This is a genomic window from uncultured Jannaschia sp. (assembly GCF_947494055.1).
Taxonomy (GTDB): Bacteria; Pseudomonadota; Alphaproteobacteria; order Rhodobacterales; family Rhodobacteraceae; genus Jannaschia.
In genome coordinates this window covers 263,921-284,409 of the sequence record NZ_CANLTR010000001.1, presented here as the reverse complement: position 1 = coordinate 284,409, position 20,489 = coordinate 263,921, and the positions used below count along the sequence as shown (strand labels likewise).

19 protein-coding genes are annotated in these 20,489 nt (G+C 72.0%); 7 read left to right on the top strand and 12 right to left on the bottom strand.

The window, feature by feature from the left end; genetic code table 11:
* The first annotated feature begins 19 nt into the window (after positions 1 to 19).
* A complete protein-coding gene (locus Q1A87_RS01435; RefSeq protein ID WP_299646291.1) occupies positions 20 to 1,219 on the top strand; it encodes an aminotransferase class V-fold PLP-dependent enzyme in 1,200 nt (399 codons plus the stop codon).
* A gap of 41 nt (positions 1,220 to 1,260) precedes the next feature.
* Here Q1A87_RS01435 and Q1A87_RS01430 read toward each other — a convergent pair whose 3' ends face one another.
* From Q1A87_RS01430 to Q1A87_RS01380, 11 genes are all read right to left on the bottom strand, one after another.
* Complete coding sequence (locus Q1A87_RS01430; RefSeq protein ID WP_299646290.1) at positions 1,261 to 2,409, bottom strand: lytic murein transglycosylase; 1,149 nt, start codon at positions 2,407 to 2,409, stop codon at positions 1,261 to 1,263.
* Positions 2,410 to 2,477: 68 nt separating this feature from the next.
* A complete protein-coding gene (gene rnr / locus Q1A87_RS01425; RefSeq protein WP_299646288.1) occupies positions 2,478 to 4,730 on the bottom strand; it encodes a ribonuclease R in 2,253 nt (750 codons plus the stop codon).
* 38 nt (positions 4,731 to 4,768) lie between these two features.
* Complete coding sequence (gene rmuC, locus Q1A87_RS01420; RefSeq protein ID WP_299646286.1) at positions 4,769 to 5,821, bottom strand: DNA recombination protein RmuC; 1,053 nt, start codon at positions 5,819 to 5,821, stop codon at positions 4,769 to 4,771.
* A complete protein-coding gene (mutL, locus tag Q1A87_RS01415; protein WP_299646285.1) occupies positions 5,818 to 7,587 on the bottom strand; it encodes a DNA mismatch repair endonuclease MutL in 1,770 nt (589 codons plus the stop codon). Before mutL ends, rmuC begins: the two co-directional genes overlap by 4 nt.
* A gap of 60 nt (positions 7,588 to 7,647) precedes the next feature.
* A complete protein-coding gene (locus Q1A87_RS01410) occupies positions 7,648 to 8,952 on the bottom strand; it encodes a pitrilysin family protein (protein WP_299646531.1) in 1,305 nt (434 codons plus the stop codon).
* Positions 8,953 to 8,957: 5 nt separating this feature from the next.
* Complete coding sequence (locus tag Q1A87_RS01405; RefSeq protein WP_299646529.1) at positions 8,958 to 10,370, bottom strand: pitrilysin family protein; 1,413 nt, start codon at positions 10,368 to 10,370, stop codon at positions 8,958 to 8,960.
* Between the two features lie 174 nt (positions 10,371 to 10,544).
* Positions 10,545 to 11,054 (bottom strand): DUF3035 domain-containing protein, encoded by a 510-nt coding sequence (locus tag Q1A87_RS01400; protein ID WP_299646283.1) that lies wholly within the window; start codon positions 11,052 to 11,054, stop codon positions 10,545 to 10,547.
* 58 nt (positions 11,055 to 11,112) lie between these two features.
* Positions 11,113 to 11,580: a signal peptidase II gene (lspA, locus tag Q1A87_RS01395; protein ID WP_299646281.1), complete on the bottom strand. Its 468-nt coding sequence runs from the start codon at positions 11,578 to 11,580 to the stop codon at positions 11,113 to 11,115.
* Positions 11,580 to 13,163, bottom strand: coding sequence for a bifunctional phosphoribosylaminoimidazolecarboxamide formyltransferase/IMP cyclohydrolase (gene purH / locus Q1A87_RS01390; RefSeq protein WP_299646279.1), 1,584 nt, complete (start codon positions 13,161 to 13,163; stop codon positions 11,580 to 11,582). The genes lspA and purH overlap by 1 nt, the downstream gene beginning before the upstream one ends.
* Before the next feature lie 20 nt (positions 13,164 to 13,183).
* Positions 13,184 to 14,881, bottom strand: a complete 1,698-nt coding sequence (locus Q1A87_RS01385) for a heparinase II/III family protein (protein ID WP_299646277.1) — start codon at positions 14,879 to 14,881, stop codon at positions 13,184 to 13,186.
* A gap of 87 nt (positions 14,882 to 14,968) precedes the next feature.
* The gene (locus Q1A87_RS01380) at positions 14,969 to 16,219 is read right to left on the bottom strand and encodes a transcription antitermination factor NusB (protein WP_299646275.1); all 1,251 of its coding nucleotides are present in this window, start codon (positions 16,217 to 16,219) and stop codon (positions 14,969 to 14,971) included.
* Positions 16,220 to 16,296: 77 nt separating this feature from the next.
* Here Q1A87_RS01380 and Q1A87_RS01375 point away from each other — a divergent pair, with 77 nt between their 5' ends.
* On the top strand, positions 16,297 to 16,587 hold the full coding sequence (locus Q1A87_RS01375) for a DUF1674 domain-containing protein (RefSeq protein WP_299646273.1): 291 nt from the start codon (positions 16,297 to 16,299) through the stop codon (positions 16,585 to 16,587).
* A 3-nt stretch (positions 16,588 to 16,590) separates the two neighbouring features.
* Here the strand turns inward: Q1A87_RS01375 and dapB are convergent, their stop codons facing one another.
* Positions 16,591 to 17,400, bottom strand: a complete 810-nt coding sequence (gene dapB, locus Q1A87_RS01370) for a 4-hydroxy-tetrahydrodipicolinate reductase (protein ID WP_299646271.1) — start codon at positions 17,398 to 17,400, stop codon at positions 16,591 to 16,593.
* Positions 17,401 to 17,508: 108 nt separating this feature from the next.
* Here dapB and rbfA point away from each other — a divergent pair, with 108 nt between their 5' ends.
* From rbfA to rpsO, 5 genes are all read left to right on the top strand, one after another.
* A complete protein-coding gene (gene rbfA, locus Q1A87_RS01365; RefSeq protein WP_299646269.1) occupies positions 17,509 to 17,922 on the top strand; it encodes a 30S ribosome-binding factor RbfA in 414 nt (137 codons plus the stop codon).
* Positions 17,919 to 18,641 (top strand): phosphodiester glycosidase family protein, encoded by a 723-nt coding sequence (locus Q1A87_RS01360; protein WP_299646267.1) that lies wholly within the window; start codon positions 17,919 to 17,921, stop codon positions 18,639 to 18,641. The genes rbfA and Q1A87_RS01360 overlap by 4 nt, the downstream gene beginning before the upstream one ends.
* A gap of 1 nt (position 18,642) precedes the next feature.
* Positions 18,643 to 19,542, top strand: coding sequence for a tRNA pseudouridine(55) synthase TruB (truB, locus tag Q1A87_RS01355; RefSeq protein WP_299646265.1), 900 nt, complete (start codon positions 18,643 to 18,645; stop codon positions 19,540 to 19,542).
* A gap of 40 nt (positions 19,543 to 19,582) precedes the next feature.
* On the top strand, positions 19,583 to 20,104 hold the full coding sequence (locus tag Q1A87_RS01350) for a DUF1643 domain-containing protein (protein WP_299646263.1): 522 nt from the start codon (positions 19,583 to 19,585) through the stop codon (positions 20,102 to 20,104).
* A gap of 115 nt (positions 20,105 to 20,219) precedes the next feature.
* Positions 20,220 to 20,489, top strand: a complete 270-nt coding sequence (rpsO, locus tag Q1A87_RS01345) for a 30S ribosomal protein S15 (protein WP_299646261.1) — start codon at positions 20,220 to 20,222, stop codon at positions 20,487 to 20,489.

Here is a 20,489-nt window from a genome sequence, read left to right as displayed (position 1 = left end):
CCTCGGATCGGAGCCCTCGATGTCCCTCGCGAACGGACCCCACACCCTCGCCATCCCCGGCCCCTCGATGGTGCCCGAGCGCGTGTTGCGCGCGATGCACAGGCCGTCGCCCAACATCTATCACGGCCCGCTGATCGACCTGACCCATTCGCTCATCCCCGACCTGAAGGCGGTGGCGCGGACGGAGCACGACGCGACGATCTACATCGGCAACGGCCACGCCGCCTGGGAGGCGGTGCTGGCCAATACCCATTCGCGCGGCGACCGCGTCCTCGTCCCGCGCACGGGCAGCTTCGCCGACGGCTGGGCCGAGATGGCGCGGGGCCTCGGTCTCGACGTGGAGATGCTCGATTTCGGCAATCGCGACCCGATCGACGCCGCGGCCGTCGGAGAGCGTCTGCGCGCGGACAAGGGCCACGAGATCCGCTCGGTGCTGGTCGTGCATGTCGATACCTCCTCCTCGATCCGCTCCGACATCGCCGCCATCCGGCGGGAAATCGACGCGGCGGGCCATCCGGCGCTGCTGCAGGTCGATTGCATGGCCTCGATGGCCTGCGACCGGTTCGAGATGGACGAATGGGGCGCCGATACCGCCATCGTCGGTTGCCAGAAGGGACTGATGACGCCGCCGGGCGTCTGCTTCGTGTTCTACAACGACCGCGCGTCGAAGGCGCGGGAGCGGGCGGATTGCGTGACCGGCTACTGGGACTGGGTGCCGCGCACCAACCCGGAGATCTACTTCCGCTACTTCAACGGCACCGGCCCGACGCATCACCTCTACGGCCTTCGGGAAGCGCTCGACATGATTGTCCACGAGGAGGGGATCGAGAACGTCTGGGCCCGGCACGCCCGCATCGCCTCGGCGATCCACGCGGCCTTCGAAGCGTGGGAGGCGGGCAACGATGCGGCGATGGAGCTCAACGTCCGCGATCCGGCCGTCCGCAGCCATGCCGTCACCGCGATCCGTCTGCCGGAGCGGGCGACGGAACTGCGCAATTGGGTGGAGTCGAAGATGGGCGTGACCCTCGGCATCGGCGTCGGCATGGCCGCGCCGGACACGCCGGATTGGCACGGGTTCTTCCGGATCGGCCATATGGGGCACGTCTCCGGCCAGTCGATCCTCGGCACGCTGGCGACCATCGACACCGGGTTGAAGGCACTGGGCATCCCGCACGGGCCGGGCGCACTGGACCGCGCGTCGCAGGCGCTGGCGGCGTAGGAGAGGGGCTGCCCGGCGTGCCGCCGGGCGACAACTGCTCTCTAGTTCCGCCGAAGCTGCTCCAGCAGATCCGGATCGACATAGCCGTCCGGGACCAGCCCTTCGCTCGCCTGCCAGCGCTGGATCGCGTCGAGCGTGTCGGGACCGATCCGCGCGTCGATCCTGAGCCGGTCGAACCCCGCCGCGCGCAGCCGCTCCTGCAACTTGATCCGCTCGTCGAAGGTCAACGCCCGGTCGCCGCGCGGCCAGCCGCCCCGGAGCGGCGGTCCGCCCGCCAGCCGGTCGGCCAGGTGGCCCACCCCGATCACGTAGGCGTCCGCGGTATTGTAGCTCTCCAGCGCGCGAAAGTTCGCGTAGGTGACGAAGGCCGCACCCTCGTGGCCGGCCGGTACGCGGATCGAGGCCGGGCCGCCCTCGGGCACCGGGCCGCCATCCGCCGCGCGGACCCCAAGGGCGGTCCATTCGGCGGGCGACTTCTCCACCCGCTCCCCGGTCAGGCGGTAGTCGAACCCCTCGGGCAGCACGACCTCCGCGCCCCAGGGCTGTCCCGTCGTCCAGCCGTTGGCGGCAAGATAGGCTGCGGTCGAGGCCAGCGCATCGGTCGGATCGTCGCCCCAGATGTCGCGACGTCCGTCGCCGTCCCCGTCGACCGCGTGGTCGTGCCAGGAGGTCGGCATGAACTGCGTGTGCCCCATCGCCCCGGCCCAGGACCCGCGCAGGTCGGACGGGTCGGCCTCGCCGGTCTCGAGGATGGCGAGCGCGGCGAGGAGCTGATCCTCGAAGAAGTCCGGGCGCCGGCTGTCGGCGGCGAGCGTGGCCAGTGCAGAGAGCGTGTCGACGTCGCCGCGATAGGCGCCGTAGCTGCTCTCCAGCCCCCAGATCGCCGCTACGATCTCCGCCGGCACGCCATGCCGCGCCTCGATCGCCGCCAGCGCGTCGCCGTGCCGTTCCATCGCGCGCCGGCCGTTTGCCACGCGCAGGTCGCTGACCGCGGTGTCGAGGTAATCCCAGATCGTCTTGGTGAATTCGGACTGGTTGCGGTCCCGGCGAATCACGCCGGGCAGGGGCCGGACGCCACGCATCGCCGCGTCGAACGTTGCGGTGCCGATCCCCTGCGCCAAGGCTCTCTCGCGAAAGCTAGCCACCCAGGCGTCGAACGGCACCTCGCGCACGATGAGGGGTCGCGGCATGGGACGGGGCTCCTGCGCCATGACACCCTGCGGTAGCGCCAGGCAGAGCGCGAGTGCGCAGGCCGCCCTCATCCCTTGCCGCGCCGCTTCGACGGCGCCTTGCGCAGCTTGCGCTTCTTCGGCCGCCCCGCCTTGCCCGATCGGCCGCGCCCCGTCGCCCGGCGCGCCTCGCCCTCGATCGACAGTAGTTCCAGCACCAGCCCGCCCGTGACCGGCACCGCCTCGGCCAGCCGGACGGTGACGCGCTGGCCCAGGCCGATCTCGGTGCCGCTCTCCGTCCCGTGCAGGATCTGCGCGTCGCGGTCGTAGCGGAAGTATTCGGCCCCGAGCGAGCGCACCGGCACCAGCCCGTCCGCGCCGGTCTCGTCGAGCTTCACGAACACGCCGAACGCCTGCACGCCCGAGATGCGGCCGGCGAACTCCGCGCCCACCTTGTCCGCGAGGAAGGCCGCGAGGTAGCGGTCGTTCGTGTCCCGCTCCGCGATCATCGAGCGGCGCTCGGCCTCGGAGATCGCCTTGCCCGTCGCCGCCAGATGCTCGACGTCGAACGCCGACAGGCCGTCTCCCTGCGGATCGGGGCCCCAACCATGCGCGGTGACGAGGGCGCGGTGCACGATCAGGTCGGCGTAGCGGCGGATGGGCGAGGTGAAGTGGCCGTAGGCCCGCAGCGCGAGGCCGAAATGTCCCAGATTGGCCGGCGCGTAATAGGCCTGCGTCATCGCCCGGAGCGTGGACATGGAGATGAGCTCCGAAAGCTCCGTGCCCGCTGCGTCGTGCAGCAGCCGGTTCAGCGCGGCGGTCCGCAGGACCTGTCCCTTCGGCAGTGAGAAGCCGCTCGCCTTCGCCGTCTCGCGCAGCGCCTCGATCCGGTCGGCGTCGGGCTCCTCGTGGACACGGTAGAGGAGGGGGGTGCGCTGTCGCTCCAGTTCCTCGGCCGCGGCGACGTTGGCGAGGATCATGAACTCCTCGATCAATCGGTGCGCGTCGAGCCGGTCGCGGAACGCGACCGAGGTGACCTCGCCCGCCTCCGACAGCGCGATCCGGCGTTCCGGCAGATCGAGGTCGAGCGGCTCCCGCCGGGCGCGGGCCGAACGCAGCGCGTCGTAGGCGGCGTAGAGCGGGCGCAGGACCGTCTCCAGCAGCGGGTCCGTCCGTTCGGTCGGGCCCCCGTCGATGGCGGCCTGCACTTCCTCGTAATGCAGGCTGGCCGGAGAGCGCATCAGGCCGCGGAAGAATTCCTGTCCGCGCTTCGTGCCCTGCGCGTCGATCACCATCCGCACCGCGATGCAGGCCCGCTCCACCCCCTCGTGCAGCGAGCAGAGGTCGCCCGACAGCGCGTCGGGCAGCATCGGCACGACCCGGTCGGGGAAGTAGGTCGAGTTCCCCCGTTCCCGCGCCTCCCGGTCGAGCGCGCTGCCCGGGGTGACGTAGGCGGCCACGTCGGCGATGGCGACCCAGAGGACATGGCCACCCTCGTTCTTCGGGTCGTCGTCGGGATGGGCGTAGACCGCGTCGTCATGGTCGCGCGCGTCCGACGGGTCGATGGTGACGAGCGGCAGGTCGCGCAGGTCGGTCCGGTCCCCGAGTTCCGGCGGCTTCGCCCGCTCGGCCTCGAGGACGGCCGCGTCGGGAAATTCGTCGCGCAGCCCGTGCTGGTGGATCGCGATCAAGCTCACCGCCTTCGCCGCGCCGGGGTCGCCGAGCCGCGTGACGATGCGGGCACGGGGCAGGCCCATGCGGCCCTTCGGCCCGGTCTGCTCCGCCTCGACCAACTCGCCGTCGCGCGCGCCGCCCGTGTCCTGCGCGCCGACCGTCCACTCGCGGTCCGTGCCCTTGTCGATGGGGACGATGCGGCCGCCTTCGGAGCCGGTCCGGTAGATGCCCAGCAGCCGGCGCGGCCCGGCGGAGAGGCGGCGGATCAGGCGGCCCTCGTGGCTGTGATCGTCGTCCGCGACCTCGGTCACGCGGGCCAGCACCCGGTCCCCGGGTGCCAGCGCCGGGTCGTCCTTGCCGGGTACGTAGAGGATGCGCGGCTCGGCCGCGTCGCCCTGCCAGTCATGCGGCGCGAGGAACAGGTCGCCGTCGCGATCCGCCTCCGCGACCTTGAGGACGGAGACCGGCGGCAGGCGGTTCGGGTCGTCGTAGGAGCGCTTGCGCTTCGCGAGGTGCCCCTCGCCCTCCAAATCCTTCAGCATGCGCTTCAGGTCGATCCGGGCCGCGCCCTTGATCCCGAAGGCCTTGGCGATGTCGCGTTTGGAGGTGAGGGCGGGGTTGTCGGAGATCCATTGCAGGATGTCCGCCTTTGTGGGGAGCTGGCTCATGGGAGGGGAGCTAGCACTGGCCGGGCGCTTTCACAATTTTACCCCTCTCGGCGGCGGATCACCGGGGCGAGCCGGGGCTTCGACGCCTCGGCCGGGGGCTCCGGTGCGGGGTCGAAGTCGAAGGCGTCGAGCCGCTCGGCGCGCTTGCCGGCGCGCTCGGCGGCGGTGGCGATCCCCTCGACGTCGCGGCGGGCCTGGTCGAAATGCGTCTCCAGCTTGGCCGCCCGCTCCACGATCAACTCCACGTCGCGCCCGAGCGCGGCCAGCGCGCGCCGTATCTCGCCCGCCTGCGCGCGCATCCGGTGATCCTTCAGCACGGAGCGCAGGGTGTTGAGCACCGCCATGCAGGTCGTGGGCGAGACGATCCAGACGCGCGCGGCGAATCCCTCGCGCACGATCTCGGGGAAGGTCGCGTGCAGCTCGGCGTAGATCGCCTCCGACGGCAGGAACAGGCAGGCTCCGTCGGCCGTCTCGCCCGGCAACACATACCGGTCCGCGATGGCGCGGATATGGGTGCGCAGCGCGGCGCGGAACGCCGTCCGGGCCGCGGTGGACTTCGGATCGGCCACGAGCGCCTCGTAGCTTTCGAGCGGGAACTTCGCGTCGATGACGAGCGGGCCGGGCGGGTCCGGCATGTGGATCAGGCAATCGGCCCGCCGGCCGTTGGAGAGCGTCGCCTGCCAGGTGAAGGCGTCGGGCGGCAGGGCCTTGGCGACGATGTCGTGGAGCTGGATCTCGCCGAAGGCCCCGCGGGTCTGCTTGTTCGACAGGATGTCCTGTAGGCCAAGCACGTCGCCAGACAGCGCCTCGATCTTGGCCTGCGCGCGGTCGATGGTCGCGAGCCGCTGCTGCAACTCTCCGAGCGCACGGGCCGTGCGCGTCGCGCTGTCGCCGAGCGCGGTGCCGACCTGCGCCTCCGACCGCCGCTGTGCCTCGGTGAGCTGGGCCAGTCCGCCGGTCAGCCGCGCCTGCGCGTGGCTCATGTCGCGCAGCCGTCCGCCGAGCGTGAGGAGGAGGATCACGAGGATCAGCAGCGCCGCGCCGCCGGCGAGCGCGGCCAGCGTGAGCGGGTCGGCGAGGTCGAGCGTCATGTCCGGCCGAACAGCCGTTCGATATCAACAAGCTTCAGCTCCACGTAGGTCGGGCGCCCGTGGTTGCACTGGCCCGAACGCGGCGTCGCCTCCATCTCGCGCAGAAGCGCGTTCATCTCCGGCGCCGACATCCGGCGTCCCGACCGGATCGATCCGTGGCAGGCCATCCGGCTTAGGATCGCATCGAGGCGCGACTGGAGCGATAGGGGATCGGCCTCGTCTTCGTCCTCGATCTCCTCGATGATGTCGCGCAGGAGCGCCTCCGCCGAGCAGGCCCCGAGGATCGCCGGCGTCTCCCGCACGGCCACGGTGCCGGGGCCGAACGCATCGAGGGCGAGGCCGAGCCGGGCGAGATCGAGCGCCAGCAGGCGCTCCGCCGCTTCCGCGCCGACCTCGACCACTTCGGGGATCAGGAGAGCCTGCGCCGCGATGCCCCGGTCCCGCATCTGCGCCTTCAGCCGTTCGTAGACCAACCGTTCGTGGGCGGCGTGCTGGTCGACGATCACCATGCCGTCGCCGGTCTGCGCGACGATCCAGTTCTCGTGCAGTTGCGCCCGGGCGGCGCCCAGCGGGCCGTCATCCGCCTGCTCGGGCACCGGCTCCGTCCGGGCGGAGGGTTCGGCGAAGCCCGGCATCTGCGCCATGTAGGCGTCGTGCCGCGCCGTCGCCGAGGGCCGGTCCATCTGGTAGATCGGCGCGGCGGGCCGTTCGGGCCGCATCGCGCCCAGCGTGGCGTCCGAGACGGTCGTGGCGGCGCGATGCCCGGCCTCGGCCAGCGCCTGCTTCAGCCCGGCGACGATCAGCCCGCGCACGAGCCCGGCATCGCGGAACCGTACCTCGGTCTTGGCCGGGTGGACGTTGCAATCGACGAGGGTCGGGTCGCAGGTGACGAACAGGACGGCGACGGCATGGCGGTCCTTCGCCAGCACGTCCTGATAGGCGCCGCGCAGCGCGCCGGTCAGCATCCGGTCCCGCACCGGGCGACCGTTGACGTAAAGGTATTGGTGGACGGCGTTGCCGCGCGAATAGGTCGGCAGCCCGGCATGGCCGCCCAGATGGAAGCCCTCCCGCTCCGCGTCGAGCGCCATCGCGTTCTCCGAGAACGCACGGCCCAGGATCGCGGCCAGGCGGTCGGCCCGGTCGGTTGCGGCATCGGCGCGGAACAGCACGCGCTCGCCGCCGTCGGACACGTCCCGCAGCGTGAAGGCGACGCCCGGCTCGGCCATTGCCAGCCGGCGCACCGCATCGGTCACGGCCATCGTCTCCGACCGCTCGGTCTTGAGGAACTTCAGTCGCGCGGGCGTGGCGTGGAACAGGTCGCGCAGCTCCACCACCGTTCCGGCCCCGAGCGCGGCGGGCCTCGCCGGCTCCAGCCGGCCGCCCGAGCAGCGGATCGTCGCGGCCCCGTCCGAGCCACGGGCGCGCGAGGTGATCGTAAGCCGCCCGACCGCGCCCAGGCTCGGCAGCGCCTCGCCGCGGAACCCGAAGCTGTGGATGTTGAGAAGGTCGCTGCCGTCGATCTTCGACGTGGCGTGGCGCGACAGCGCGAGCGGCAGGTCCTCGGCCGCGATCCCGTGCCCGTCATCGGTGACGCGGATCAGCGTCCGGCCACCATCGGCGATGTCGATGGTGATGCGGCGGGCGCGGGCGTCGAGCGCGTTCTCGACCAGCTCCTTCACCGCCGAGGCGGGACGCTCCACCACCTCGCCCGCGGCGATGCGATTGACCGCACCTTCGTCGAGTTGACGGATGCGGGGGAGGATCATGTTGCGGTCGGCGGCGCCCATGCCACGAGGGCTAGCATGGACGCCGCCGGTTCCGCCAGATCAGAAGCCGCCGGATTGCAGGCCCTCGGGCTGCCCGACGACGACGAAATGCAGCTCCTCGGGCCGCAGGACGCGGGCGGCCACACGGCGCACGTCGTCCTGCGTCACCGCCTCGATCCGCGCGTTCCTAGTCGCGATGTAATCGATCGGCAGGTCGTTGGCCTGCATGCCCACGAGAATCGAGGCGATCCGCGAATTGCCGTCGAAGCGTAGGGGATAGGCACCGGTCAGGTAGGTCTTGGCGGCGTCGAGCTCCGCCTCGGTCACGCCTTCGCTCGCCAGCCTCGCCCATTCGTCGCGCACGATGCGCACCGCCTCGGCGGTCTTGTCGTTCGACGACGAGAACTGGCCCATCACCTGCGCCGCGAGGTCGCGGGGGACGAGATCGGTGCCGATCCCGTAGGTCAGCCCGCGCTTCACGCGCACCTCCTGCATCAACCGCGAATCGAAGCCGGCGCCGCCCAGCACCTCGTTCAGCACGTAGGCCGGAAAGTAATCCGGGTCGTCGAAGGCGATGCCCTCGTGCCCGAACAGGACGACCGATTGCGGCGAGGGGAAGTCCACCACCGTCACGCCGCCGGACAGGTCGTAGCTTGCCTCCGCGACCGTGGCGCCGTCGCTCTCGGGCAGGTCGCCCAGCAGACGGTCCAGCAGCGGTCCGAGTTCCTCGGCGGTGATGTCGCCCGTCACGCCGACGAGCGCGCGGTCACGGGTCAGCGCCCGCTGGTGGGCATCGCGCAGATCCTCGATGTTGAGCGCGGCGACCGTCTCCGGCGTGCCTTCGAGCGAGGTGCCGTAGGGGTGGCCGGGAAAGGCCAGCCCCGAGAACGTGTCGGAGGCGATGTCGCCCGGATCGCTCGCATCCGAGGCGATCGACGCCAGGACCTGCGCGCGTACGCGTTCCACGGCGTCCATGTCGAAATGCGGGTCGGTCAGCGCCTCGCGCAGCAGGTCGACGCTCTCCTCCCGGTTCTCGGTCAGGAACTGCAGTCCCACCGAGACCGAGTCGTTCGCGGCGTCGAAGGACATGCGTGCGGCCAGCTCCTCCGCCCGCTCCGCGAAGGCCTGGGCGTCGTACTCGCCGGCGCCCTCCTCGAGAAGCGACATCATCAGGTTGGTCGCGCCACGCTTTCCGGCCGCATCCTCGTTGGCGCCGCCCTCGAACAGGATGTCGATGGCAGTGAACGGGATCGAATGCTCCTCCACAAGCCAGGCGGTGATGCCACCGGGCGAGGTCACCTCCTGGATTTCCACCTCGGCCAGGGCCGGCAGGGGCATCAGGGCGGCTGTCAGCAGGGCGAACATGCGCGTCATTGGATGGGCTCCGGGGCTTCGTCGTTCGTATCGGCAGCGGCGGGCTGCGCCGCGACGGGGTCGGATGCGGTGCTCTCCGCCTCGGCGGACTCCGCGGGTTTGGTCAGGTAGCCGGTCACCGAGCGGTCGAGGTCGAAGACCTCGCGCGCGGCGGCGAGGACGTCCTCCTCGGTCACGGCCTCGAGCAGGCGCGGCCATTCGGCGACGTCCTCGACCGTCAGCCCGCTGGTGACGGCCACGCCGTAGTCGCGGGCACGGCCCTGCAGGCTGTCGCGGCCGTAGATCTCCGAGGCGCGGACCTGCGACTTGATGCGCTCGAGCTGCGCGGGATCGATCCCGTCCTCGAGGAGCCTGGCGATCATCCGGTCCATGTCGGCCTCCGCCTCCTCCAGCGTGCGGCCGGGGCTCGGCATCACGAGCAGGCCGAACAGCGTGTCGTCGTAGCGGGTGCCGTCGTAGAACGCGGAGGTGTAGAGCGCCGTGCCCTCCTCCTGCTCAAGCGCGCGGCCCATGATCGAGGTCTGCGAGGAGCCGCCGAGGAGGTCCGCCAGGATCGTCAGCGCCGCGGCCTTCTCCTGCGCGCCGGCATCGCGCTCGGGGGCGAGATAGGTGCGCAGGACGTAGGGGTTGGAGACGCGCCCGTCCGTGTAGGTCAGGCGACGCGGCGCGATCTGCGGCGGCTCCTGCGGGCGCTCGCGGGGGCCGAGCCCCTCGGTCGGCGCGAGCGGGCCGTAATACTGCTTCGCCAGCCGCTCCACCTCGGCGGGATCGACGTCGCCCGCGACCACGAGGGTCGCGTTGTTGGGGGCGTAGTAGGTCCGGTAGAAGTCCAGCGCGTCCGCGAGGGTCAGCTGCTCGACCTCCTGCCGCCAGCCGATGATCGGGATGCGGTAGGGGTGGTTGAGGTACTGCGTCGCCGCCCGCATCTCCCCGAACAGCGCGCCGGGATTGGAGTCGGTCCGCTGCGCACGTTCCTCGAGCACGACGTCGCGCTCGGTCAGCATGTCCTCGTCGTCGAGGACGAGATCGCGCATCCGGTCGGCCTCCATCTCCATCATCAGCTCCAGCCGGTCGGAGGCGACGCGCTGGAAGTAGCCGGTGTAATCGTCGCTGGTGAAGGCGTTGTCGGTGCCGCCCTGCGCCGAGACGACGGTGCTGAACTCCCCGGGGGCGCGGTCGTCGGTGCCCTTGAACATCAGGTGCTCAAGGAAATGCGCGATGCCGGACTTGCCCGGCGGCTCGTCGGCGGCGCCCACGTCGTACCAGACCATGTGGACGACGACCGGCGCGCGGTGATCCTCGATCACGATCGCGTCGAGACCGTTCTCGAGCGTGAAGGTCGTCACGCTCTCGTCCGTCGGGGCGCCCGCATCGGCGGGGGGGGCGTCGGTCTGCGTCTGTGCGACGATGGCCGTGACGGCGAGGGGGCTGGCGAGGAGCGCCGCGACGGCGGCGACGAGCAGGGGCTGGCGCAAGGCGATCTCCGGATGTCGAAAGGGGTTACGCCGCACATACGCCCCGCGCCGGACGATTTCAAAGACCGTGTCGTCGCATTCGCGTGACGACCGCGTGAGGCGGGCCGTTCAGTTCCCGGCCGGATCGGGCGGGGCCGCCACCGTCCGCACGCCGTCCCGGCGCAGACGCCTCAGTTCGGCGTATTGGTCGAGCGATTGCCGCTGGTAGGCCCGGTAGTACACGTTGAGGTTGAAGGCTCGTTCCAGCAGGCGTCCGTCATTGGCCTGCCGGAAGGCCAGATCCTCGGCCGCGAGCTGGCCGCGGATGCTCGGCTCGACGCCATAGCGCGATACGGTGGCGACCAGCGCGCCGTCGGCGCCGGTCCCGCCCGCCGGATTGCCGCCGAGCGCGGCCACCGCCTCCGACAGGGGCGCGCGGTCGGTGCGGTTCGGCCCGCCCGGCGTCGGCGGCGGCAGGGCCGCGCGGTTCGGCGGCGTCTCGAGCGGGCGCGAGGGCAGGATCGAGAACTCGTCGGGCGTGCGGTCGGTCTTGCGCAGGTTGAAGAGCTTCGGCGCGCCGCCCCCGCAGGCGGAGAGCGTCAGCGACAGCAGCACGGCGATTCCAAGCCTCGCGATCATCCCGTCGACCCTCCTGTCCTCGGCGTCGCCCCGGTCCTACCCCAAGCCCCGGCCCGCGTCACGTGGTCTCGGCCTTGCGGTCGTCGGCCCAGAGGACGAGCCCCCCCGCCCCGGCGAAGATGAACACGTCGGCGAGGTTGAAGGCATAGGGGTTCACGATTCCGCAGCAGGACATGTTCAGGAAATCCGCCACCGCGCCGTAGATCACCCGGTCGAGCGCGTTGGCCAGCGCCCCGCCGATGACCAGCCCGGCGGATACGCGCGCCAGCGGCCGCGTGAAGGTCCGTGCCCAGCGGAGGAGGACGATGGTGACGAGCACCGCCACTGCGACCAGCAGCCATCGCGCCCCGGCACCGTGCAGGATGCCGAAGTTGATCCCCTCGTTCCAGCCCATGCGGAAGGTCAGGAGCGGCGGCACCACCGGCAGGACCAGTCGCGACTTCAGGTCGAGCAGGTGGACGACGAGGACCTTCGACGCCTGATCCGTGGCGAAGGCGGCGAGCGCGGCGAGCCAGAGCGTGCGCATCAGTGCCGGAAATGCCGCATGCCGGTGAAGACCATCGCCAGATCCGCGGCGTCGGCGGCGGCGATCACCTCGTCGTCGTGCACCGAGCCGCCGGGCTGGATGACCGCGCGCGCCCCGGCCTCGGCCGCGGCCATGAGCCCGTCGGGAAAGGGGAAGAACGCGTCGGAGGCCAGCACCGCGCCGCGCGCCGGCGTATGGGCGAGGTTCAGCGTCTCGGTCATGTCCTGCGCCTTTCGCGCGGCGATGCGCGAGGAGTCCACCCGGCTCATCTGGCCCGCGCCGATCCCGACGGTCGCCCCGTCCTTCGCGTAGACGATGGCGTTCGACTTGACGTGCTTGGCCACCCGCCACGCGAAGAGCAGGTCGCGCATCTGATCGTCGCTCGGCGCGCGCCGGGTCACGACCCGCAGGTCCGACGGCGTGAGCTGCCCGTTGTCATGGTCCTGCACCAGCCAGCCGCCCGCGACCTGCTTCATCGCGCGGCGGGGTGCGCGGGGGTCGGGCAGGTCGCCGATCGTCAGGAGGCGCAGGTTCTTCTTGGCCGCGAAGACGGCGCGCGCCTCCTCGGTGGCCTCGGGGGCGACGACGACCTCGGTGAAGATGCCCGTGATCGCCTCCGCCGTCGCCGCGTCGAGCGGGCCGTTCAGCGCGACGATCCCCCCGAAGGCGGAGGTGCGGTCGCAATCGAAGGCGCGCCCGTAGGCCTCGGCCAGCGTCTCGCCCGTGGCCACGCCGCAGGGATTGGCGTGCTTGATGATCGCCACGGTGGGACGGTCGAACTCGGCCACCAGCTCGATCGCGGCATCGGTGTCGGCAAGGTTGTTATAGCTGAGCGCCTTGCCTTGATGCTGCGTCGCGGTGGCCACGCCGGGCCGGTCGTCGCCATCGGCGTAGAAGGCCGCGGCCTGATGCGGGTTCTCGCCGTAGCGCAGCGGCTGGCGCAGGCGGGCGGCGGCGGCGACGCGGCGGGGCGCCGCGTCGCGCGCGGTCTCGAACCGGCTCATCCAGCTGGCCACCGCGGCGTCGTAGGCGGCGGTGCGACCGTAGGCGACGGCCGCTTGCCGCTGCCGGAAGGCCAGCGTCGTGCCGCCGTCGTTGGCGTCGAGCTCGGCCAGCAGCGCGCCGTAATCCTCCGGGTCGGTGACGACGCAGGTCCAGGCCGGATTCTTCGCCCCCGCCCGGATCATCGCCGGCCCGCCGATGTCGATGTTCTCGATGCAGGTGGCTTCGTCGGCGCCGGAGGCCACGGTCGCCTCGAACGGGTAGAGATTGACGACGAGGAGGTCGATCGGCGCGATGCCATGCGTCTCCATCGCCGCGGCATGATCGGGGTCGTCGCGCCGCGCCAGAAGCCCCCCGTGCACCTTCGGGTGCAGGGTCTTCACCCGCCCGTCCATCATCTCCGGGAAGCCGGTCAGGTCCGCCACGTCGCGAATGTCGAGCCCCTCCGCGCGGAGCGCCGCCGCCGACCCGCCGGTGGAGACGAGTTCAACGCCGCGTGCGGCGAGCGCCTGTCCCAGTTCCACCAGCCCCGCCTTGTCGGACACGGAGATCAGCGCGCGTTTCAGGGGGATCGTCGTCATCGGGGCGTCCTTCGGGCAGGTCAGGATTCGGCGTCGTGCGGCGGGTCGGCCGCGTGCAGCCGCGTCAGGGTCCAGTCGATGGTCGCGGCATAGGACACCACGCGGCCGGATAAAACCACCTGCAGCGAGGGGCGCGGCTTCAGGCGGTCGGGTTCCAGATAGACCGACGCGGCGAGCGAAAGCTCGGCATCCGAGCCGGTGCGGAACGTCCAGACCTCGCCCGTCGGCAGCGTGATCGTGACCGCGGACGTCGCCTCCTCGCAGGACGCGGCGGAGTCGGGATGCAGGTGGAAGCGGATGTCGAAGGCCACGCCCGGCGCGTCCCCTCGCGCCAGGTCCAGCCGCGCCCGGTCCGCGCCGCCCATGGCGCGCAGGCTGTCCTCGCCCTCGAGCGTCAGGCCGTCCTGCGAGAGGGCGAGCCGGCGCAGATGGGTCAGCCCGTGGCCCGGCACGTAGCCGTCGTGGCGCGCCAGCACGATGGCGGCGCGGGACGTGTCGGCCCGCTGGCAATCCACGCGCCCGGGGATCTGCACCAGCGGCGCGATGCGACGTCGCCCGAGCGGGATGAGCGCGCCGACGCGGGCGGAGGAATGGCCGTCGAGGGAGAGCGTCGAATGCGACGCGGTGGCCCGTCCGGCCCGGTGCCAGTCCGGCCCGTGGGCGCCGCCCGGTCCGCAATTCACGATCAGCGGGGCGGGGCCGGAGGTCATCTCGAAGGCGAGCGTCGAGGCATGGGCCGAGCCGGAATGTTCGCCCGTCGGCGGCGGTGCGGCATCCACGACCAGCGTCGTGTCGCCACGGGAGATCGTCGCGAAGCCCATCGCCTGGGCCGCCCGATCATCCGGCGCGGCTACGGCGGCGAGCACCCGGTCGAGCCGTCCGGGCCGGCCCCGCCCGCCCCCGTGGAACCGCGCGAGCCCACCGTCGGCATGGGTCAGCGCCCGCAGCGTCGGCGCGATCCGGTCCTGCGCCGCGCGGAGCGGAACGGGCACGTCGGAGCGGGCGCGGAACCCGTCGATCGCCCAGCCGATCAGCATCGCCGTCTCCAGAAGCGCCTCCGGGTTGCGCGCGGCGATGCCGCCATCGGCACCGATGTCGCGGTCCGCCGCCTCCGACAGCGCGACCGCCGCCTCGCCGACGAGGGCCGCCATTCCCCGCAGCGACAGGCCGGCGAACAGTAGCCCGGTCAGCGCCTCTATCCGGGGCAGGCCGGCCGGCGCCTCGACCCAGTCCCGCCGCAGATGGGTGGCCTGCGCGTAGAGCGCGTCGAGATAGACGGCCTGCTCCCGCGTCTGCATCCCGGGCAGCAGGATCGGCGCATGGTCGATCTGCCGCAGCAGGCGGCGTCCGGTGAGCGATGCGTCCCAGCCCGGCCCGCGCCCGCCGCGGAACCGCCGCATCCAGTCGAGCGTCCAGCGTTGCGCCTTCACCGCCGCGTCGGCCGTCCCGAGCGCCATGAGGTCGTCGAGCCAGCCCTGCCCGTGGAGTTGCATCTCGAACGGGGTGGAGGGCGGGACGATGTCCCAGGGGCTTCCGTCGGGCGCGTCCACGACCTGTCCGGCCATGTGCCACAGCCCGCCGACGATCTGGCGCCCGCGTCCGGGCATGCCGCTGTCGCGCGGGGCGGGGTGCCAGGCGATGCCGCGGTCGCGCGGCGGGCGGGACAGGCGCAAGGCGAGCCTGCGCCGCCATCGCTCGCGGATCCCCTGCGCGCTCATCGTCCCGTCCCCGCCGGCCGCGATACGGAATGCCGGCCGGACCTCGGGCAATGAATAGGCCCTGCGGCGCTCCGTGTCACGCCAACGTCATCCGGGGGTTCGGAGCAGTGTCATGTAGAAGCCGTCCATTCCGCCCCGCTCGGACCAGAGATCCGGCAACAGGCGCAGCCCGTGCGCCGAGGCGGCCTCGGGGGGCACGCCGAGCGCCACCGGGTCCGGCACCTCCGCCACGAGGCCCGCATGCCGCTTCAGCGCGGCGCTCGCCTGGTGCTCGCCCTCCACTGGCAGGAGCGAGCAGGTGCAGAAGACGACGCGCCCGCCCGGACGCGCGAAGCCGATCGCCCGGTCGAGGAGGCGGTATTGCAGCGCGGTCAGCGTCTCCACGTCGCGCGCCTCGCGCAGATGCGGCAGGTCGGGGTGGCGACGGATCGTGCCCGTCGCGGTGCAGGGCGCGTCGAGGAGGACCGCGTCGAAGGGCACCTCCGGGGTCCAGTCCAGCGCGTCGCCCTCGACGAGCGTGGCGGCGAGCCCGGTCCGCGTAAGGTTCTCCCGCAGGCGCGTCAGCCGTTTGCCCGAAAGGTCGAGCGCCGTCACCTCCGCGCCGCCGGCGGCGAGCTGCATCGTCTTGCCGCCCGGCGCCGCGCAGAGGTCGAGCACGCGCAGACCGGCCACGTCGCCCAGGAGCCGCGCGGGCATCGCGGCGGCCGCGTCCTGCACCCACCAGTCGCCCGCCTCGTAGCCCGGCAGCGTCGAGACCTGCCCGCCGGCGAGACGGAACGACCCGGTGGGCAGCCGCTCGGCCCCGTCGACCACGGCCCCCGGCTTCGCGGTCAGGTCGAGCGGCGCGGGGATCACATGCGCCGCCTCGATCGCCTCGAGCCGCTCGCGGCCCCAGGTCCTGGCGAGCGGCTTGCGCAGCCAAGCGGGCAGGGCAGGGGCAGGGAGCGCGGCCCATTCCTCCCGTGCCTCCGCAAGCTTGCGCAGGACGGCGTTGACGAGCCCGGCCTGCTTCGTCGTCTTCGGCGAGGTCCGCGCCATCGCCACCGCGTCGTTCACCGCGCCGTGCGGGGCGGCGCCGTCCACGTGGATCTCGACAAGTGCCAGCCGCAGGATGTCGCGCACCCGCGCCGCGGGCTGCCGCTCGACATGGCGCTTCAGCAGCGCGTCGGCCCGGCCCATATGGCGCAGCGTCAGGCCCGCGAGGCGCAGCGCCCGCGCCGCATCCGGACCGGTCAGCCCGCTCTGCCCGTCGCGCAGCATCCGCCCGTCGCGCAGGACATGCGCCATCAGGCGAAGCGCGCCCATGCGGGCGGAAAGGCTGTCGGACGGCGCGGTCATCGCAGGTATCCTTGGCAGGAAGGCGCCCGCGACGTATATGCGTTTGGTCCGTCCGGCAACCGACGAGGAGTCCCGCCATGGTCACCCGCATGTCCGTCGATCCCGCGTTCCTGCCCGAAGCCGCGCCCGACGCGCCGGCCTGTCCGACGACGCCGCGCGACCGGGGCGTGGACCTGACGCCGCTTTCCGCGGAGGCCGAGGACGCCCGCCGCGCCGCGCTGCCCGAGGTGGCCCGGCGTGCATTGGCGGAGGCCGAAGCGCGGCAGGCGGGGCAGGTGACGCTGCCTCCCGAGCTCGGCGGCCGGGCCGGACCGGAGCCGGTGCGCTACGGCGACTGGGAGCGGAAGGGACTTGCCATCGACTTCTGAGGCTCAGCGCAGCCCCAGCACGTCCCGCATGTCGTAGGCGCCGGGCGCCCGGCCCTGTGCCCAGAGCGCAGCCTTCAACGCGCCGCGCGCGAAGACCGAACGATCGGAGGCGACGTGGCGCAGGATCAGCCGCTCGCCCGCGCCGGCGAAGATCACGTCGTGCTCGCCCACCACGTCGCCGCCCCGGATGGCCGCGAACCCGATATCGCCGCGGTCCCGGGCGCCGGTGATGCCGTCACGGCCCCGGTCGGCGACATCGCCCAGCGTCACGCCGCGACCTTCCGCCGCCGCCTCGCCCAGCATCAGCGCCGTGCCCGACGGGGCGTCGACCTTGTGGCGGTGATGCGCCTCGACGATCTCGATATCGTAATCCGCGTCGAGTGACGCCGCCACCTGCCGGACGAGCTGCGTCATTAGGTTGACGCCGAGCGACATGTTCCCCGCCCGCACCACCACCGTGTGTGCGCCCGCGCCGTCGACGGCGGCGATGTCGTCCTCGGTAAGCCCCGTGGTCCCGACGATATGGGCAGTGCCGGTCTCTGCGCAGAGGCGCGACATCGCGACCGTGGCGGCGGGCGTCGTGAAGTCGATCACCGCGTCCGCCCCCGCGACCATCGCGGCCGGATCGTCGGTCACCGGCACGCCGATCTCTGCACCTCCCATGGCCGTGCCGAGATCGCGACCTGCCCAGTCGTGGCCCGGCGCCTCGACGATGCCGGCGAGGCGCATCGCGTCCGAGGCCCGCACCAGGTCGCAGAGCATCCGCCCCATGCGGCCCGAGCCGCCCATTACCACGATCGCCGGTGCCGCCATCTCGCCCTCCGTCTTCGCGCCCCCTCTTGGTGGAACGATCCCGTCCGTGCAACGCTTGCGCTCCGGAGGCGGGCCAAATATCCCTCCCGTTCCGAGCAGGAGGCCGGCATGGCACGATCCAGACACGAGGAGGGCCGCGGCCCGTCGCAGCGGCAGCTGCGGGTGGGCGAGCTGATCCGGCACACGCTGTCGGACGTGCTGATGCGCGGCGACGTGCACGACCCGGAGCTGGAAGGCATGTCGATCACCGTGGGCGAGGTGCAGGTCACGCCGGACCTGAAGATCGCGACCGCCTTCGTCCTGCCGCTGGGCGGGCGCGACCGGGAGAAGGCCATCGCCGCCCTCAAGCGCAACAAGGGCGAGCTGCGTCGCGCGATCTCGAAGGACATGACGCTCAAGTTCGCGCCCGACCTGCGCTTCCGCATCGACGAGACCTTCGACCGGATGGACGCGACCCGCGCGATGTTCGCCGACGAGACCGTCCGCCGCGACGTCGAGGCGCCGGGCGACGACGACGAATGATACGGCTGGCGCTTCTCTGCCTCGCCGTGACGATGGCGACGGTCGGCATGGCGCGTGCCTGCGAGACAGTCACGCATCGCGATCGCGCCTTCACGGTCTGCACCGTCGATCTGGCGACGCAGGATATCTCGCTCCACCTCCTCGCCCCGGACGGGACGCCGCTCGGCGATTTCGCGGCGCTGGAGCGGGCGATGGACCGGCCCGTGGCGCTCGCGATGAACGGGGGCATGTACCATCCCGACCGCCGCCCCGTCGGGCTCTATGTCGAGGACGGGCGGGAAGTGGCGGGCCTCGTGACGCAGGCGGGGCCGGGCAATTTCGGGATGCTGCCGAACGGCGTGTTCTGCGTCCGGGACGACCGTGCCGACGTGATCGAGACCGGCACCTTTGCGGCCGAGCGGCCCGATTGCCGGTCCGCGACGCAATCGGGGCCGATGCTGGTGATCGACGGCGCGCTGCATCCGCGCTTCCTGCCTGCATCGCCCTCGGCCAAGCGGCGCAACGGGGTCGGCGCCTCGGCGGACGGGCGGATCGTCCATTTCGTCGTCTCCGAGGGCGTCGTGACCTTCCACGAGATGGCGACCCTGTTCCGCGACGTTCTGGGCGTGTCGAACGCGCTCTATCTCGACGGCTCGATCTCGCGGCTGCACGTGCCGGCGCAGGGGCGCTCCGATCCCGGCCGCGCGATGGGCCCGATCCTCGCCGTGACGGATCGCTGAGATGGCGCGGCGCAAGCGCGGGAACCCGGTCCACGGCTGGATGATCGTGGACAAGCCGGCGGGGATCGGCTCGACGCAGGTGGTGGGGAAGGTCCGCTGGGCGCTCGAGGCGCAGAAGGCGGGCCATGCCGGCACGCTCGACCCGGACGCGACGGGCGTCCTCGCCGTGGCGCTGGGCGAGGCGACGAAGACCGTGCCGCTCGTGACGGATGCGCTGAAATGCTACCGCTTCCGCGTGGTCTGGGGCGCGGAGACGAGCACCGACGACGCCTCGGGCGAGGTGCTGGAGCGATCCGACCTGCGGCCCGATGCGGCGGCGGTCGAGGCGGCGCTCGCGGCGTTCCGGGGCGACATCCTGCAGGTGCCGCCGCAGGTCTCCGCCGTGAAGGTCGAGGGCGAGCGGGCCTACGACCTCGCGCGTGAAGGGGTCGAGATGGAGCTCGTCGCCCGGCCGCTCTTCGTGGATCGCCTGGACGTGATCGCCGCGGATGCGGAGGGGGCGGAGCTGGAAATGGTCTGCGGCAAGGGTGGCTACGTGCGCAGTATCGCCCGCGACCTTGGCCGCGCGCTCGGCTGTCTCGGCCATGTCGGCTGGCTCCGCCGGGTCTGGTCCGGGCCGTTCCATGTGGACCAGGCGGTCGCCTGGGACCGGATCGAGGCGCTGGCCCGGACGCCGGACCTGCTCGCGCTGGTGCAGCCGCTGGAACTGGCGCTCGACGACCTGCCGGAACTGGCGGTGAGCGAGATGGCGGCCGCCCGTCTGGCGCACGGCAACCCCGCCGAGGTCCTGACCGGCGCGGAATACGGCGAGACCTGCTGGGCGTCCGCCGGCGGGCGGGCGGTCGCGATCGGCACTTACCGAGCGGGGCAGCTGCATCCCTCCAAGGTCTTCGTCCGCTAGGCTTGCCCGCCGACGCCTCTGGTGGCATCCCGCGCGAGCCATGATCACGCGCGAGTTCACCAAGGGCGATGCCGCCTCCGTCGCCACTTATTCCGACGACGAGCGGCACCGCTACGATCTCGTCCGCGTCTGGGACCCGGACGGCGCGAAGATCAACTTCGTGATGCTGAACCCCTCGACCGCGACCGAGCTCGCCAACGATCCGACGGTGGAGCGCTGCGAGCGCCGCGCGCGGACGCTGGGCTACGGCGCGTTCCGCGTGACCAACATCTTCGCCTTCCGCGCTACCGATCCGAAGGACATGCGGGCCTGCCCGGACCCGGTGGGCGGACCCGCGAACGACGCGGCGATCCGCGAGGCCGCGCTCTGGGCGGACCGGGTGGTCTGCGCCTGGGGCGCGCACGGTGCGCATCTGGGGCGCGGCGCGGCGGTGGAGCGGCTGCTGCGCGCGGCGGACGTGCCGCTCGAGACGTTCGGCCTTTCGAAGCACGGCCATCCGAAGCATCCGCTCTATATCGGCTACGGGGTCGCGCCCGCCCCCTGGCCGGCTGCACCGGACTAGCCGAGATCGGGGCTTCCCTTCGAGCCGCCCCTGTCGTATGGGCGCGCCTCACTCCAAGGGCCTTGCTGGACGACATCCCGGCTTGCGCCATTCCTCGAACCCGAAGGAGACCCCGATGTCGATCACCGTCGAAGAGAAGAACCGCCTGATGAAGGAATTCGCGACCAAGGAGGGCGACACCGGCTCCCCCGAGGTCCAGGTCGCGATCCTGACCAGCCGCATCACCGCGCTGACCGAGCACTTCAAGACCCACAAGAAGGACAACCACTCCCGTCGTGGTCTCCTGATGATGGTCGCGCAGCGCCGGAAGCTGCTGGACTACACCCGCAGGAACGACGAGGCCCGCTACCAGGATCTGATCAAGCGGCTCGGCATCCGCCGCTGA